At 59.3% G+C, this 15,859-nt stretch carries 17 protein-coding genes; 12 read left to right on the forward strand and 5 right to left on the reverse strand.

The features are described 5' to 3' along the window. Positions 1-860 precede the first annotated feature (860 nt). On the forward strand, positions 861-1,754 hold the full coding sequence (locus FHX10_RS32310) for a LysR family transcriptional regulator (protein WP_132575260.1): 894 nt from the start codon (positions 861-863) through the stop codon (positions 1,752-1,754). Positions 1,755-1,908: 154 nt separating this feature from the next. On the opposite strand, the gene FHX10_RS32315 is transcribed toward FHX10_RS32310, so the two are convergent. The 5 genes from FHX10_RS32315 to FHX10_RS32335 all read right to left on the reverse strand — a co-directional run bounded on the left by FHX10_RS32315 (position 1,909) and on the right by FHX10_RS32335 (position 5,686). Next, complete coding sequence (locus FHX10_RS32315; protein WP_312862933.1) at positions 1,909-2,643, reverse strand: DUF4405 domain-containing protein; 735 nt, start codon at positions 2,641-2,643, stop codon at positions 1,909-1,911. A gap of 33 nt (positions 2,644-2,676) precedes the next feature. After that, a complete protein-coding gene (locus FHX10_RS32320; RefSeq protein WP_132575258.1) occupies positions 2,677-3,153 on the reverse strand; it encodes a cytochrome P460 family protein in 477 nt (158 codons plus the stop codon). Positions 3,154-3,364: 211 nt separating this feature from the next. Beyond that, complete coding sequence (locus tag FHX10_RS35350) at positions 3,365-3,589, reverse strand: hypothetical protein (protein WP_246781277.1); 225 nt, start codon at positions 3,587-3,589, stop codon at positions 3,365-3,367. A 68-nt stretch (positions 3,590-3,657) separates the two neighbouring features. Beyond that, the gene (locus FHX10_RS32330) at positions 3,658-4,497 is read right to left on the reverse strand and encodes an oxidoreductase (RefSeq protein ID WP_130815716.1); all 840 of its coding nucleotides are present in this window, start codon (positions 4,495-4,497) and stop codon (positions 3,658-3,660) included. Between the two features lie 178 nt (positions 4,498-4,675). Further along, on the reverse strand, positions 4,676-5,686 hold the full coding sequence (locus tag FHX10_RS32335) for an AraC family transcriptional regulator (protein WP_132575256.1): 1,011 nt from the start codon (positions 5,684-5,686) through the stop codon (positions 4,676-4,678). Between the two features lie 759 nt (positions 5,687-6,445). Here FHX10_RS32335 and FHX10_RS35355 point away from each other — a divergent pair. The 11 genes from FHX10_RS35355 to FHX10_RS32390 all read left to right on the forward strand — a co-directional run bounded on the left by FHX10_RS35355 (position 6,446) and on the right by FHX10_RS32390 (position 15,854). Further along, positions 6,446-6,877: a hypothetical protein gene (locus FHX10_RS35355; protein ID WP_245512479.1), complete on the forward strand. Its 432-nt coding sequence runs from the start codon at positions 6,446-6,448 to the stop codon at positions 6,875-6,877. Between the two features lie 11 nt (positions 6,878-6,888). Then, on the forward strand, positions 6,889-7,344 hold the full coding sequence (locus tag FHX10_RS32345; RefSeq protein ID WP_130815713.1) for a hypothetical protein: 456 nt from the start codon (positions 6,889-6,891) through the stop codon (positions 7,342-7,344). Positions 7,345-7,557: 213 nt separating this feature from the next. Beyond that, positions 7,558-8,631 (forward strand): lytic transglycosylase domain-containing protein, encoded by a 1,074-nt coding sequence (locus FHX10_RS32350; RefSeq protein WP_132575253.1) that lies wholly within the window; start codon positions 7,558-7,560, stop codon positions 8,629-8,631. Beyond that, positions 8,631-8,990: a TrbC/VirB2 family protein gene (locus FHX10_RS32355; protein ID WP_130815711.1), complete on the forward strand. Its 360-nt coding sequence runs from the start codon at positions 8,631-8,633 to the stop codon at positions 8,988-8,990. The genes FHX10_RS32350 and FHX10_RS32355 overlap by 1 nt, the downstream gene beginning before the upstream one ends. A 2-nt stretch (positions 8,991-8,992) precedes the next feature. After that, entirely contained in the window at positions 8,993-9,319 is a 327-nt protein-coding gene (locus FHX10_RS32360) for a VirB3 family type IV secretion system protein (RefSeq protein ID WP_132575251.1), read from the forward strand. Between the two features lie 3 nt (positions 9,320-9,322). Further along, the gene (locus tag FHX10_RS32365; RefSeq protein ID WP_132575249.1) at positions 9,323-11,842 is read left to right on the forward strand and encodes a VirB4 family type IV secretion/conjugal transfer ATPase; all 2,520 of its coding nucleotides are present in this window, start codon (positions 9,323-9,325) and stop codon (positions 11,840-11,842) included. After that, the gene (locus tag FHX10_RS32370; RefSeq protein ID WP_132575247.1) at positions 11,820-12,995 is read left to right on the forward strand and encodes a lytic transglycosylase domain-containing protein; all 1,176 of its coding nucleotides are present in this window, start codon (positions 11,820-11,822) and stop codon (positions 12,993-12,995) included. The genes FHX10_RS32365 and FHX10_RS32370 overlap by 23 nt, the downstream gene beginning before the upstream one ends. 22 nt (positions 12,996-13,017) lie before the next feature. Next, complete coding sequence (locus FHX10_RS32375) at positions 13,018-13,809, forward strand: conjugal transfer protein (RefSeq protein WP_132575245.1); 792 nt, start codon at positions 13,018-13,020, stop codon at positions 13,807-13,809. Continuing rightward, entirely contained in the window at positions 13,806-14,009 is a 204-nt protein-coding gene (locus tag FHX10_RS32380) for a hypothetical protein (protein WP_130815706.1), read from the forward strand. The genes FHX10_RS32375 and FHX10_RS32380 overlap by 4 nt, the downstream gene beginning before the upstream one ends. A gap of 8 nt (positions 14,010-14,017) precedes the next feature. Beyond that, positions 14,018-15,091 carry a type IV secretion system protein gene (locus tag FHX10_RS32385; RefSeq protein ID WP_130815705.1) on the forward strand — a complete coding sequence of 358 codons (1,074 nt, stop codon included), beginning with the start codon at positions 14,018-14,020 and terminating at the stop codon, positions 15,089-15,091. Positions 15,092-15,233: 142 nt separating this feature from the next. Beyond that, entirely contained in the window at positions 15,234-15,854 is a 621-nt protein-coding gene (locus tag FHX10_RS32390; protein ID WP_246781278.1) for a virB8 family protein, read from the forward strand. Positions 15,855-15,859 lie beyond the last annotated feature (5 nt).

Below are 15,859 nucleotides of genomic sequence, written 5' to 3' on the forward strand. Positions count from 1 at the left end.
GACGGGCAACGAGCACGTTCGTGGATACGTGGGGGATTGCGGTGGCAGGCGTGCATTGTCCTAGCTGGTAATGGTGATCGTCAGGCAGTAGCGGTGCTCGCCCTCGTCCGGTGTTGCGAGGCGGACGGCCGTAGTCGATGGCAGCCTTGCGGAGATCAAGGTCCTATAGGCCACCGGCGCTCGCCAATTGCGATAGCTGCGCGCTGCTCATAGGCGAGATAGTCAGCCGCCGACATAGGATCCGGTGCGACACCGTTGGAGAAGCCGCGGACCGCATGGACATACGGGTTCCATTCGGCCCCCGGTAGCAAGGGATCCTCGGCGCTGTCGCTCATCGAGACAAGGCGCGGCAGTTGCTGTTCCCAGACATGACTGCTGCCTTGCACCAGCGACCTGCTGTTCCGGAGAAAGCCGAGATCTGCATGTTGCCTGCCTAATCCAGCATCGCTCCGATCGATCGCAAAGCCTGCCTTTTCGGCAATGGCTGTCCAGAGATTACGATCGGCCGAGTGGATCCATCCGCAACCGAGGGGAAGCTGCAAGCCTGGGGCCAGACGCCGCCGCCAAGGCAGCTCGACCCGTCCAGCAACCAGGTCGAGAAACCACTGGCGGGAGGCGCAGGGCCACCGCAATACCCGCGGCTCCGCCACCCAGGATGGCGAGATCGACTTCGGTGGTCGTTCAGGGTCTCGCCCCAGTCGGGTGGGCATCGCTAGTGCCGTCAAGCAAAGACGTACCTGCAAATGCATCGAATGGGGTTTGTTCGTGAAGTTCTCTTGCGCACGAGCTTTAACCCAATGATTGTTCCGCAGCCTGATTAGGCGTTATAAATCAGATCATAACATGAAGAGGACTCATGAGTGTCGCGCGAGAATGTCAATGATCTGCTTGCCTTCCTGGCGGTCGCCCGGGAAAGAAGTTTCACCAAAGCCGGCGCAAAGTTCGGGATTTCCCAATCGGCCTTGAGCCATACCATCCGGGGGCTTGAAACGAGGCTTGGCGTTCGGCTCCTCACGCGCACGACACGAGCCGTCTCGCTGACCGAGGCCGGAGAGCGGCTATTGAATGGAATCGGCCCTCATTTCGACGAGATAGACGCGGAGATAGACGCGCTGAGCGATTTACGCGACAAGCCCGCGGGTAATATCCGCATTACGGCCCCCGACCACGCGATCAATTCCGTTCTCTGGCCGAAACTTCAAAAATTCCTGCCCAACTACCCCGATATCAAGGTCGAGCTTCTGCGCGAAAACGGCCTCACCGATATCGTGACAGAGCGATACGATGCCGGCGTTCGCATGGGCGAGCAACTCGCGAAGGACATGATCTCGGCGCGTATCAGTCCCGACTTCCGCTTCGCGGTGGTAGGGGCGACATCCTACTTCAAGAACAATTCGGAACCGCAGCACCCCCAAGACCTCATCCGGCACACTTGCATTAACGAGCGCCTTCCCACCAGTGGGGGCTTCTGGGCGTGGGAGTTTGAGGATCAGGGGCGGGAGATCAAAATCCGCGTTACGGGACAGCTCGTCTTCAACAACTCGTACCAGGCTGTCGAGGCGGCGGTTGCGGGATTCGGTCTGGCCTATGTGCCTGAGGATGTCGCCTTGCCGCATATTGGGAAGAAACGGTTGGTGCGTGTGCTCCAGGACTTCAGCCCAAAATGGGATGGTTACTACATATATTATCCGAGCCGTCGTCAGTCCTCGCCGGCTTTCGTCGCCATCGTCGAAGCGTTGCGCCATCGCACGTAGTGCTAGGATGGAAGGACGGCTGCCAAGCGCCGTTGTGCGTAGAGGGAGCGACGTAGCGGACCGATCTGGTGCGATTGCGGAGTCATGATGGCGATGCGGTCGTGCAGCGCTGTCCAAGCCATAGCTCGCTTTCAAGAGGAAGCCCGCCGATCTCTCAAGGCATTTGCGCGACTTCTCCCCGTGACGCCTTTCGTAGCCTGCCAGTTGCCGGCCGTGTACGCTGCCGGTTTCTCCAGCTCGCCATTGCATAGTGCATGACGATCGCCGGAAGCGCCACCACGGCCGCCCAGTGTCCGAAGAATGGCGTTACCGAGGTTTTGAAGTTCCAGACATCGAGGCTGTAAGTGAAGGTCAGCTTGGTCCAGACACCGAGCACCGAAAAGCTCCACACGCCGAGCCCGGCGAGAAGAACGGTAGCAATCCGTAGCAAGAGCGTCCGAACGGCGCAAATAGGGGAAAGCCCCAGGATCGAACGGCTTAACGCCATCACGCGCGCCCAGTGGAGGCCAAGATGGATGCCGACAATGATCATCATCCAATAGGCCGAGAACCAGTGGACTTCCCGCAGGTAGATGCTGTCGGGAATGGGGAGCGCGCTGAACAGCGATTTCGAGATCACGACGCTGGTAACCAGCATGATGATCATGTTGACGATCAAAGCCAGATGGAGGGCGACAACGAAGGCGCGGCGTCGATCATATCGGCCCGTGAATAGATTTTTGAACCAGAACCGGTTCACCACGATGTGGTAGGCGAGCAAGGCGAACATCGCGGTGCCGAAAATCTCGTGAGGCACGTTTTCGAGCCACCAATAGGCCAGCGAAAGCAAAAGCAGAATCGCCATTGCGCCGGGCAGCAAGAGACGATTGATAAGAGGGGACGACTTCACGATGAGGTACTCTTTGAATGGGAAGCTAAGGCGCTAGTTCTCGAAACTGCGCGCATCGTTGAAGGTGAACATGTATTGCCGGTCCTGACGGGATTGATGACAGGAATAACAGCGTGCCGGACTCTCATCATCCGTCTTGATTGACCGGTCTGGATTAAATGCTTGATACGCCCAGTCGTCGGGGTCGTTTCCTGTTTTTTCGGCGACGAGATACCGGGCCAGGACGTCACTCTGGTGATCGACCAGAACGACATGGGTTCCGGTCGGAACCGGCTTCCCTGCCTGGATAGCGTCGAGTGCGGTCTGGTTGGTAAGCATGTGCTCGCGTGTTATCCCGCGGCGCACGGTAGTATAGTGTACGAGCTTCTCCAGTTCGGGGAAAGTCGCTGCACGCGTCTCAGCATGAGCAGGTGTCGCTCCGATCCCCTCAGGTAGCATGAGATAGCCGACGGCAAAAACCAGTAGCCCGCCCAGTAATGCGACCCCAAAGAATCCAATCTTTATTTTCATTGCCGCATGAATCCTGTTGCGTACCAGAGATGCGCGGCACACCCGGAGATGTACCGAACGATTCGTTTCCAGATCTCCGGCTTCAGTTGGACGGTCGCAGATGCAATTAGCGATCTGCGGTGCACGGTAGACTGGACATGCTGCGTCATCCGATCAAACGCTTGAGCAACGTCAGTTCAGCCTCTGCTTCTGGCGAGCTTTCGCCGGATACTCATTCTCGCTTAACAACTAGCAAATAGGGCGAAGCGGAATTAGTGGTGCCAGTGCGCTTGTAGATATGAGGCAGATTCATCAATCGATTCGGGAGGGCCTTATGATTGCCGACGGCTCCAGCACGATGTCGCCCGAAGAAGGTGGTCGCGAACTCCGCCTTCACGTCTTCCAGCTTCGCTTCTTCGATGGCGCCGACCAGTGCGTAGCCTGCGCTGTTCAGCACGACATCGAGGCGCCCGAAATGCCGGTGGGCAGCCGGTTCCCAACACCCGGGAATTGCTCATCACCGTCTTAAACGCCTTTACGCGGAATCCCCATAGCCATGCGAATGAAACTGTCGAAGGCCCGGTCGGAGAGCAGGCGGCGCAGAAAGATCATGGGTTTGGCACCGAAACCGACGGCATAGCGCGTCTTTGGACGGCGGGCGCTGAGTGCCTTGCCGATCGTATCCGCGATCAAATCAGGCGGTGACATGCGCTTGCGGTTGGCTTCGCTCACCATCGCCCTGACCACGGCATCGGCCTGTCCGGCATAAGCGCCCTCGCTAGAGGTCTCGCGCAGCTTCTCCGCAGCAATTCCAGCCCACTCGGTATTGATGCCGCCTGGTTCAATGACCACCACGTGGATGCCGAGAGGCTGCACCTCCAGGCGCAGGCAGTCGCTGATCGCCTCGAGCGCAAACTTCGTGCCGTGGTACCAGGCGCCCAGCGGCGTGTGGATCTTGCCGCCCATCGAGGTGATGTTGACGATGGTTCCCGAGCGCCGCTTGCGCATGTGCGGCAGGGCCAACTGAATAAGGCGCACGGCACCGAACACGTTGACCTCGAACTGCGCGCGGGCCTCGTCGAGGGGTACGTCCTCTACGGCACCGTAGGAGCCATAACCGGCGTTGTTGATCAGGACGTCGATACCGCCCGACTTGTCGATGATTTCCTGGACGCCCGCCTGCATCGAGGCGTCATCCGTCACGTCCATAGCCAAGATGTTGATGCCAGCGCCCGCTAGGGCACGCATCCGGTCCACGCGGCGCGCTGCGGCGTAAACCGTGTAGCCGAGGGCCTTCAACTTGAGGGCGGTGGCTTCGCCGATGCCGGACGATGCGCCTGTGACGAGTGCAACTTTCGTATTCATCTCTAAAATCCACGGTTCGAGAATTTGATGTGCATGGCGGCTTGGGGTTTGGTTCGCCTTCTGTGCTGCCTACTGTACGCAGCGGGAGGCATCAGCTCCCTAGCGATTCGCGCCAGTCTCCAAGCAAACTACGCCAAACTTCAGTTGCTAACGTCAGCGGGCACCTTGGATGATTTCCTCAGTTCAAATGGATGGCGTTGCGGGCACTGTCGGGCGTCTGCCCAGTCCAGCCTTGGAATGCGCGATAAAAGGAATTGGGATCCTCGAAGCCCAACAGGAAGGCGATCTCGCCACCGGACATCTTGGTGTTAGTCAAGTAGTGGCGTGCCAGGTTTTCTCGGGTGGCATTGACTATGGCGCGGAAGTTCTCTCCCTCATTCTCCAGGCGGCGCTGCAGCGTACGCTTGCTCATGCCAAGGCGTTTAGCGGCCTTCTCGATGGTGGCCGCATTACTCGGCAGCAGCTCCAGCAGAACTGCACGCACGCGTTCGGCTGTCGTGGCGGTCGCATCCAGTTCGCTAAGCCTGCGGCGCAAGTCGGGCTCGAAAACGCGCCACATGCCTGCGTTGACGGTGAGGAACGGGCGCAACACATCTGCTGCCGAAAAGGTGATGCTTGGCGCAGTCCCCTGTTGCACGGGAACGCCGAAGAAGTTCTCGTAGCGCCGAGAATAAGGGCTCGGAGGGAGTACTGGAAGCGCTACGCGCAACGCCTTGACCGGCTCGCGGGTAGCGAGCCGAGCGAGCCGCACAAAGAATGCGATTTCGGCCACTTGCAATGAAAACGGCACCTGCATCTGTACGGTCAGCCAGCGAGGCAAAACCGTCAATTCCCCGCCATTGCTCACCTCGACTTCGAGACTCATGGGCGCCAAAAGCTGCTTGTATTTCGCCAAGCGCTGCACCGCTTGCATCAGGTTGGCGCTGCATAGCGCTGCGAACAGAGGCGCATCGAAAGATTCCACTGAGACGGTCTCAACGATCCGCAACGGAAACATGACATCACCGGCCTCCGCCTCCAAGGACCGCCAAAAACGGAAATACTCCTCCGTAGTTAGGCCATGTCCCTCACGCGAAAACAGGTCTTCAGGAAGGCCAGCCCTACGCAGCACATGGCCGGGCTGGACACCGAAGTCCTTAAGCAATGCTTGCCACCCGATATCCATAGAAAAGGTTTGATTGCGTGTCATTGGGATACTCCCGGCCGGGCTCTTCAACACTGAAATAGAAGATTCGGTATATAGACCGCAGCCCGCCGGCAATGCAAACTGCGCCACACGCCACTCAATCGGCGCCATGAGGTGGTCGAGAGCGGTACACATCGTTAGTAGCGCGCCGCTCGGAATCGAGAGCTGTTCGGCAATTCTGCGGCTGGATGGACAGCGAAATTCGAAACCTCGAATGAAGGGTTGGCATCCAAGAAACCAGCATCAATGCGGAACGGGCGAGCCCGGCGAAGGAGCCTTGAGTTCTCCGCATCTGGATGATAAATTATACTGAAGTATAAGTTCACCTTTTGAACGCTGACCTCTGGGTAGGGAACTCGTACCCAGGTCCGGCGTCCCGCTTGCGGTAATCGAACCGCCTATCAGGAGCCCGGTTCTCGTCTGACACACAATCGATCTCTACTGACGAAGGAATGGTACAAAGTTCCGATATCGACTGATTGCCCGGGCTGCGGCGCACAGACCCGGTCCGCCAGCATTGTCGTCGGGCCATCGAGCCTCGTCATTGCCGACCTCGCCTCGGAGAAGGATGTTCTGAAGCAGCCGTGGTCACTGCTTGGGGCCTTTGCATTCGTCGAGTGGCTGGGCGGTCGGACGGAGAACATCGAGCAGTTCATCGTCAACCGCTTTCACAGCGCGTTCGAGTTCAAGAACGATCGCTTGCTGTCGATCTGTGAGCATTGCGGAGAGAGTCTTTCACCTGCCACTACCCGCTCTGGCGCCATGAACGGCTTCGTCCGCCTTGGGCAGAGACGTCTGCTGGTCAACGAACGGATGCTGCTCTTCGCATCGCGCGTTGTGTTGACGGAATTCCATGGCGGCACGTCAATCGAGGAAAGCGGCCTGCCGCATCCAGATTACGCGCTCATGCTGATTTGCGATGCGGAAAGCGCAGGCGGCGAAACCGGTACCGTCGAACTGTGGCACAGCATCGCGCGTAATGACTACGCCATCACCGTGAAAGGTCATGAGGGTCGGGAGATCTTCCGTGACACCCTCCATGATGACCTCGCGGTCGTAGTGGCCACTATTTCCAATCTCGGACTGGTCCTGACGCAGCTCCACCTGGCACAGCCATCATCACCCTACTGCCGGCTTGCCCGTGATCTCTTTCTCGAAACCCTTGCCCATGCCGGATATCGGCAGGAAAATTAGAAAGCAACACGATGCGGATTTCCAAAACGCGATCGGGATCTTTGGCGATAGTGATCCTGTTGTCCGGATGTGGCGGCCTGATACACCCACCGCGACCGCTGCCCCCAGTCCCATTTGCTTACCTCAGCCTCACCGCTTGCAGAGCCTATGCCAGCAATATCGTCGAGTGCCAGCTTGAGTATGGTACCCAGTTCGGACGCCAACGCCTCGGTCCTGTCCAGCAGATGGGTCTTAATATCAGTGGCGGTGACAGCCGCTATCAGGTCGCGTCCTGCTATCCGGTCTCGAGGATCCAGAAGGAATTGCCCAATTTCGTCTGCCGAATCTATGAGCCTCGATCAGGAACGGATGTCAGTCCGGTGTTGATCAAAGGAGGCACTGCGGTGCGCCTGGCGCGTGTTCTGGGCGATCGCGAACAGATCCAATATCGCTGGATGCCAGATAAATGGTCGCGGCTACACGACTGAATTTGCTCAGGAAACGAGCACCCCGGCCATCGCTACTGCTGCCATTAATTATACCCGAGTGAAACTTTAAGGTTGATTTCCGTAACGGAATGCAGTTCAAAATATTATACCGCAGTATAATTTTGGACTGGTTCGGCCATGGATCGCATCCCATTTTCGCCCGTGAAGAGACCGCAAAAGGCATGGTCGCGAAGCGTACTGTGGGTTGCTGGAATGTCGGGCTTCCTGCTCACCGGTTTCGCTTCCGACCCTCGCGACAACGATCTGCCCTCCTATTCGGAAACGCCTGCTCAGGCCGGTAGGCCTGGCGGTATCACGACTGAGAGGGTGGGGAGAGTGGCAGCCCGGTTGAACCCAATCGCCGCGTCAAGTCTGGCCGTTGCAGCCAAGCAGCCGCCACAGCCGACAATCGATTGGGTCAGCTTCAGTCAGCGCTTTGACGCGCCGAAAGATGGACATCCGATTGGACCCGGCGTTCTTTCATTGGACACGGTGGAAGAGCTTGAAGACAGTCGCGCGAAATTACCAGGAGAAGCGGCTAGTAGCGCGAATACGCGCCGCGAACGCACGGTGCATTCGCCAATCGACGTCTTCTCCTTTGAGCAGACGCCGTCCCCTCACATCGTCGATCCGCAGACCGCGTCGAAAGCCGATGGCGACCTGTCGTCGATACAGCCCCGACCCGATTTGCTTTCCGGCATTCCCAAAGAATATGCAAAACTCGCACTGGCGATCGCCGCTGCAGAAGACGTTGATCCGAACTGGGTGCTGTCGATCATGCGGGCCGAAAATGCCGGCTTCGATCCACGCCTCGTCAGCTCCGCCGGTGCCGTCGGCTTGATGCAGGTGATGCCGCGGATCGGTGCAGCCTTTGGTGCGAACGATCTCACCGATCCCGAACAGAATATCCGCGCCGGCACGCGATTCCTTCGTGCTCTCATCGACAAGTATCGCAATCCTGTGCTTGTCGCCTCTGCCTATAATGCCGGTGAGCCTCGTGTCGATCTTCGCCACTCCTTGCCGCTGATCCAAGAGACCGCCGACTATGTCACGCGTGTCGTCGGGTTCTACGTTGGACCGGCGGCGACCTCTACGGGCACGCCTAGCCTGTCATCCGCCTCGGAGTCCGGCTTGAAGCGCCGGGCAGGAACTGCCGACCGCGCAAAGTCGCCGATGCTTGTTTTTTCTGTTGCAGATCCGCTCACAGCGGCGAACCACTCCCCCAAGGAAGACGGACCGACCCACGTTGGCAGTCCGGTTAAAATCGTCAAGGAAGAGGTGCATTGATGAATATAATCGCAGTGGCAGTCCTTTATGGCAGCGTCGCCTGGCGTTCGAGGGCAAAGCGCAAGTGGGTCGGCAATGCCGCGCTGGTGTTTGCGGCCAGCCTTATCCTGCTTGTCAGCCAGTTCGAGCCAGCGGCGGCGCAGAACCTCGATGCCTTGCAAAACGCCGCGGACCGGCTGGTGCAGTTCTTCACCGGCCCCTTCGGCCGCTCGGTCGGAGCGATCGCCTTCATCGGCATGTTTCTCGCCGCAGCCTTCGGATACTGGTCCTGGGGCGCCCTGCTTCGGGTCGGGGGAAGCCTTGCCGGCATGTTTGCTGCCGCCGAACTGGTCGACTTCCTCGCTGGCAGTGGGTCGTGATCATGGCGACATTCAGCGGCAATACCGACGGCGGAGACGACTACATCGAATGCCATCCGGTCATCCTCGCTCTGACACGGCCGCCGACGGTCATGGGAATCCCTTACACATACTTTCTGGCGGAATGCTTCATCTCGCTGATGGTGTTCATGATCTTGGGCTCGATCCTCTGGTTCCCGGGCTCCTTCGTGATCCTTCACATCATTCTCTATGTGCTGACGGTGAAGCTCGACCTGTGGTTTTTCGAGATCGTCGGCCGGCTCAGTATGTGCGGCGTCAATCCTCTGGGTCGAAGGCTCGGCGGTGGCATCAGGACCTATGGGGCGTGATCGATGGGCACCATGGCGAGATCGTTGAAAGGGAGCTTGTCGAAAGGTTGGGAGATATTCGCCGACCGCAGCATATCGACACATGTCCCGTTCTATGTGCCGATCGAAAACGGCATTATCCGACTGAAGAACGACTGCCTGGTCTCCACTGTGCAATTGACCGGCTTTTCGTTTGAGACCGCCGATATCGAGACGATCAACATGCTGCAGCGGCAGCGCAACGCCGCGTTCCGCGCGATCTCGTCGATCGGCAATTTTGCGCTGTACACCCACGTCGTCCGCCGCAAGGTCGCGCCGTCGCTGCCATCGGCTTTCGCCGATCCCTTCATGCGACGTCTCGACGACGTCTATCAGTCGAGCATCTCCAGGAACGAGATGTTCGTCAACGACACCTATGTCTCCCTGGTCGTTCGGCCGCTGTTCAGACAAGGCCCGGCGTTGTCCCGTGTCATGGGCATCGGCGGCAATGTCGTGCGCAGGGAGCAGTTTCGTGCGATGCGCGACAAGCTTGTCGAAGCAACAAGGGCCCTGGAAAAATCGCTTGCCGCCTACGGTCCGAAAGTCTTGCGCGAGGTGCGGCGGGCCGAGGTCGATCTTGGCGACGGAAGGACGATCTACCGGACCATCTCCGACGACGCGATTCTTGAGGAAGGCACGCGAACAATCTGGTTCTCGGAGCAATGTGAGTTCTTCTACACACTGCTGAACGGCGGCCGGGTTCGGCCGATCCGTCTCGGCAATATACCGATCGACGAGATGCTGCCGGCGCGGCGGACGTCGATCGGCAACCGGATCATCCATCTCCAAGGCGAAACATCCGGCGATGATCGCTATGCCGCGATGGTGTCGCTGAAGGAATATCCGCCCGAGACCGGCGCCGGCATGCTTGACTATATCCTCAAGCTGCCCTTCGAGATGGTGCTGACCCAGTCGATGTCGTTCATCGACGACATGGCTGCCCGCAGCCGCATCGAAAGGCTCGATCGGCAGATGTCGAAGGCCGATGAAGGCGGCTCCAGCGTGCAGGCCAATCTCGACATCGCCCGCGACGAGCTTGCACGCAAACGCGTAGCCTTCACCGAGCATCACCTCACCGTCATGCCAGTGGCAAAAACAACGACCCAGCTTGATGATGCGGTTGCGCTGATCGGAAACGAGCTGGGGGCGCTTGGCGCCTCGTATGTCCGAGAGGACCTGAACGCCGAACCCGCCTATTGGGCGCAACTGCCTGGCAACCAGGCCTATATTGCGCGGCGCGCTCTCATCTCGACGCTCAATTGCGCGGGCTTGAGCAGTTTTCACGCCTATCCCTATGGCAAGCCGGACGGAAACCACTGGGGACCGGCGATCACCATTTTCGAGACGACGTCCGGCACGCCCTTCTTTTTCAACTTTCACCAGGGCGACGTCGGGCACACGACGGTCTTCGGACCAACGGGTTCGGGCAAGACAGTCATCATGGCGTTCCTGATCCTGCAGGCCTACCGCGTCAGCCCGCGACTGAAGACGATCGTCTTCGACAAGGACCGCGGCCTCGACATCATGGTGCGGGCGGCGGGCGGCCGATACATGACACTGGAGCCCGGCAAACCGTCTGGGTGGAACCCGCTGCTGCTCGACGATACCGAGGAAAACCGCGTTTTCCTGTACGGGCTTTTGAGCTTCATGCTGAGGCCGTCAAAGGACGGCGAGAGCCTGACGCCGCAGGAAGAAGCGATCATTCGCAACGCGATCAAGTCCGTGCTCAAGACAAAAGACAGATCGTACCGGCGGCTCTCATCCTTGCGTGCCCTCTTGGCCGGAAGCGAGAGGACAGAGGGGAGCCTGATTGCAAGGCTCGACAAGTGGGTCGATCGCGGCCCCTACGCCTGGCTCTTCGACAATGCCGACGACAGTCTTGATATTTCCAGGCCGATGATCGGGTTCGACATGACCTCGATCCTCGACGATCCGACGGTGCGCACCGCAGCCCTTCTCTACATGTTCCATCGGCTGGACGAGATCTATGACGGCAAGGCGCCGATCATCAACCTGATGGACGAAGCCTGGAAGCTGCTCGACGACGACGAGTTCAAGCGCACCATGAAGGACTATTTCAAGACCATCCGGAAAAGGAACGGTCTGGTGATCTTCGGCACGCAGTCGGCCGACGACGTCGTGCAGTCCAGCGTCAGCCGCACGATCATCGAACAGACGTCGACCAATATCTTCTTTGCCAACCCGAAGGCTGACGAGCACTCCTACATCGAGCACTTCGGGCTCTCCAGGGCGGAGTTCGAATGGGTCAAGAACGGCGACCCGAGCTCGCGTTTCATGCTGATCAAGCAGGCGAAGAGCAGCGTGATCGCGCGTGTCGACATGTCCCACATGCCGGAGTTCATCAAGGTCTTGTCCGGGCGGGAGGAGACCGTTCGCGAGGTCGAGATGCTGCTCGACGAATACGGAGACGATCCGAAAAACTGGCTGTCGAAATTCTGCGATTGGGAGGTGGGAGCGGCCGATGAACAACGCAAGGCTTCCTGAGTTGGCGACGGCCGGCGTGCTGGCGCTGGCGACAGTCATGACCCCCGCGCTGACCCGCGCTCAGGTTCCGGTCATCGACAACGCCCGCCAGAAGATCCAGCAGGCGACCTTGAACTGGTACCAGGGCTATCAGGCCGATACCAGGAAACTGAAAGGCGCCTCGGGCGGTACGACGGACAGTGTAGCACCTGGCCAAGGCTCCGGCGCGCCCGCCGATTGCTCGGCAGAGGGCATGGCGGGTGAGGCCGCGCCGGCTGAATCATCGCAGCGGACGCCGAGCCAGCAGGAAGTCGCCCGCATGGTTGAGGACGAGGCGATCCGCCAGGGCGTCGATCCCAATTTTGCGCTCGCCATCGCCGAACAGGAATCGCGTTTCCGGCAATCGGCGCGCTCGGCCGTCGGCGCCACCGGTGTCATGCAGTTGATGCCGGGAACCGCCGGACAGCTGGGCGTCAATCCCTATGACACGCAGGATAACATTCGAGGCGGCGTCAAATATATCAAACAGCTCCAGGGAATGTTCGGTAACCGCTACGACCTGATCGCCGCCGGCTACAATTCCGGGCCCTATCGCCAGTCGCTGCAGAACGGACAGATCCCCAATATTCCCGAGACCCAGGATTATGTCAAAAAGGTCTCCGCCTATTACAGCCGCAACAAGGCGCAAAATGGCGACCGGACCCCACCGGCTGGCAATAATGCCGCGCCCGAAACCGTCAGCGACAGCCAGGGATGCGGCGAGCAGCTGAAGAAGGCTGTCGACCGCAACACGCAGGCGCAGGTCGAGCGCGGATCGGTGTGGAACGCGTTCGTGCAGAAATCGACCGAGGCAAACCAGCAATATCTGCAGCGCCTTCAGGCCGGGTTGCAATCGTCGTCGGCGAACCTGCGTGGCTCCGGCGGCGGCAATTCGAAGGATTTCGATGGCTCGCTCGTGATGGCGCAAGTCCAATGCCCATCGACAATCGTCGACACCGGCGGCACCCGCTGCTTTGCCGTGCCGTCGAGTGCCACGACCGAGCAGATCCAGCGCTGGCTTGACGACCTTCAGGAACAGGCACGCGCCAGTGGCGACACCGCGACCTTCTCGGCGATGCAAGATCCCGTATTGGGCCTGGTGACGGTCGTCGATGCCAGACCAACAGCAAACTGAACGGACGAGAGAGGTTAGGCACATGAAGAGATTCGTCATCGCGGCAGCCCTTGGCATCGTCGCCGTCTCGCACGCTGACGCGCAGGTCCCGGTCAAGGATTCGGAGAACATTTCGCTTAGTGAGGACATCAAGCGACTGTCGTCTCAGATCCAGCAGGACACCTCGGTCGTCAAGGACAACACGACGAAGACCCTGCAGGCGATCACAGGCGATCGCAGTCAGGATGCCAGCCAGTTTGCCAAACTTGCGACCGGCAATGGCTTCAGCATGGGGCAGGCGCCGGATTTCGGATCGATCCTGTCGGGAAATCAGGCCGTGTTCGGCGGCATCAGTGGTCAGTTTCAGAACACGGCCGCCAAACTGATCAACGGCCTCAACCTGGTGAAGATGGTGGTCGATACCGTCAAGGGTGGTGAGCTATCCGGCGCCAACCAGGCCTATTCGCAGGGGGTCAATGCCTTGACGACGATGACGGCGCTGACGGATGCGATGAACAGCGCAACGAAGGATCGGCAGAACTCGTTCATGCAGGCAACCGAGAAGATCGGTACGGCTCAGGATCTGAAGGGTGCGCTCGAACAAAACACCCAGATGGTGCTGCAGGGCAACCAGACCGCCAACGAAGCGGTCGGCTCGCTCAATAATCAGGTCATGTTGCTGAACCAGCAATATAAGGCGGCGCTCGCCACTTCGTCGCAGAACCTCAAGACCTTCGCACCGCTTCCCGACAGCGTGATGCGCGATGGGGGCGCTCAGCAACTGGGGGCCTCGGTTCGCGGTCAGTTGAAGGCGTTCGAGGAGCAGGAGCAGTGAGGCTGACCCTCATCCTCGCGTTTTGTTGCGCGGCCTTCAGTGGCTGCGGCGGCAAATACGAACAGCTGGCGAAATGCTCGGCCGACGAAAACCCCGTGCCGGCGCTCGGCTATGACAGAGCCCCGCAACCAGCGCCGCCGGAACAGGCGCTGGCGAGAGCCGTCACGGATGATTGCGGCCCAATGCGGCCTGTCAATTAGGATGCGACATGGATCCAGTCAGCTACGCGATCAATTTCTATGGCGACGCGCTCAGATATTTCGACAAGATCAACGAAGCCTCGCTTGAACGCGCGTGGGGCATGTTTGCTCAGCACAGCAATCTTGTCTCCGGCATCCTGGCGATCTTCCTGATCCTCTATTTCATTTGGGGTGCCCTCGGACTGTCGAGCGTATCCCTGCAGGACATGGCGGTTACGGCCTTCAAGATCGCGCTCGCCTATGCGCTGATCATGTCCTGGGCCACTTTCTACGACAATATCGGCCAGTTCGTATTGTCCTCGCCACAGGATCTTGGCTCGGCTATTTCCTCGGCAATGGGCGGGCAGTCGGCCGGGTCCGATCTTGCCCAGCAGGTCGCCAGCATGGCGCGCAAGGTCTACGACTTCGCCATGCAACTCTTCAATTCCTATGAATCCGGCTGGCTTCCGAATGTCACCGGCGCTGTGGTCGTGTTCATCGTTCTTGTGTTCGGGCTGCTGCCAATGCTGCTGATCCTTACCGGCGTGACGCTGTTTGCCAAGATGATCACCGCCGTCATGCTGGCGATCGGGCCGATTGCCATCCTCTGCTACTTTTTCGGCATCACGCGGTTTGTCTTCGATGCGTGGGTGAGGGGCATTGCCTACGGCATGTTCATGCTGCTCTTCACCTATATCATGGCCGGTCTTTCCTTCGGCTTTCTTATCGGCATGATGGACACCATCAACGGCGACATGGCGACCAAGGAAAACGCACTCGCGATCGTGCTTGCCATGGTGCTTTACCTGGCGCTGATCTCCTATTTCATTTTCCAGGTTCCCGACTTCGCCAGAACCTTTTCCTACGGCACGGCGATCTCCGGCGTGCCGGGTGGCGGCGGTGTCGATACCGGTTACAGCGCCGCGCGCAGAACACTTGCATCAAGCAATTCGAGGACGGGGCAGGCGGCGGCCGTCGCCCTTGGCATGCTGAGTGGTCCGAGAGGCGCCCTGACGGCGGCAGCGCTTGCCGGCCGCGGCAGTGTGGCCGGCGTCGGGACGCTCGGCCGGATGCTGACCAATCGCCGCCGCAACAGCGAGTGAACGAGACACCGAAATTTGAGGGTAACACTTGGCATTGTTCAGAAGACGGATAACACCTGCGCCGACCGACCATGTCCCCGGGCCACAGGAAATCTATGATCTGCACCGGTCCTGGGGGGAGAAGAACCGCTCGCTTCGGACCTTGATCGGTCTCATCCTGCTTGCCTTCGCCGTAGCCGGCTGGGCTATCGCCGGGATACTCTCTTTTTCGGTGGCGCAACTCTTTCCGCTTGTCCGTACCGAGGTGGTGCCCCTGATTGTCGACAAGAACACCGGCTACATGGAAACGGTGACCACGCTCGACAAGGATCGGTCGAGCGTCGCGGAGATCCAGGCCGTTCGCGCGTCGTTCGTCGGCAACTACGTCATCCGCCGCGAGACCTACGACCCTCGCTATCTCTCGGACAACTTTGATATGATCGCGCTCTGGTCGGAACCGAACTCGGACGCCTTCAAGGAGTATGAGGCGTGGATGAACCCGAGCAACCCGCGAGGGCCGGTAAAGACGCTGGGTGCCACCGGCGACATTCGGCCGGAAATCTTGTCGGTCAATCCTCTCAATTCGTCGACCATGGCCGTCCGATTTGAGACGCGGGAGCGCCAGCGCGGTGGCGATGTCATCAATCGCTGGTCTGCCACGGTGCGCTACCGGCAGATCAATCTTCCCGCCAGCAACCGGGTTCGTCTGTACAATCCGCTTGGCTTTGTCGTCACCGAATATGCAAGGGTTCCGGAAACCATGCCGTCGGGGCCCGCCCAATGATAAAA

The sequence above is a fragment of the Rhizobium sp. BK591 genome (genome assembly GCF_014195045.1).
Lineage (GTDB): Bacteria > Pseudomonadota > Alphaproteobacteria > Rhizobiales > Rhizobiaceae > Rhizobium > Rhizobium anhuiense.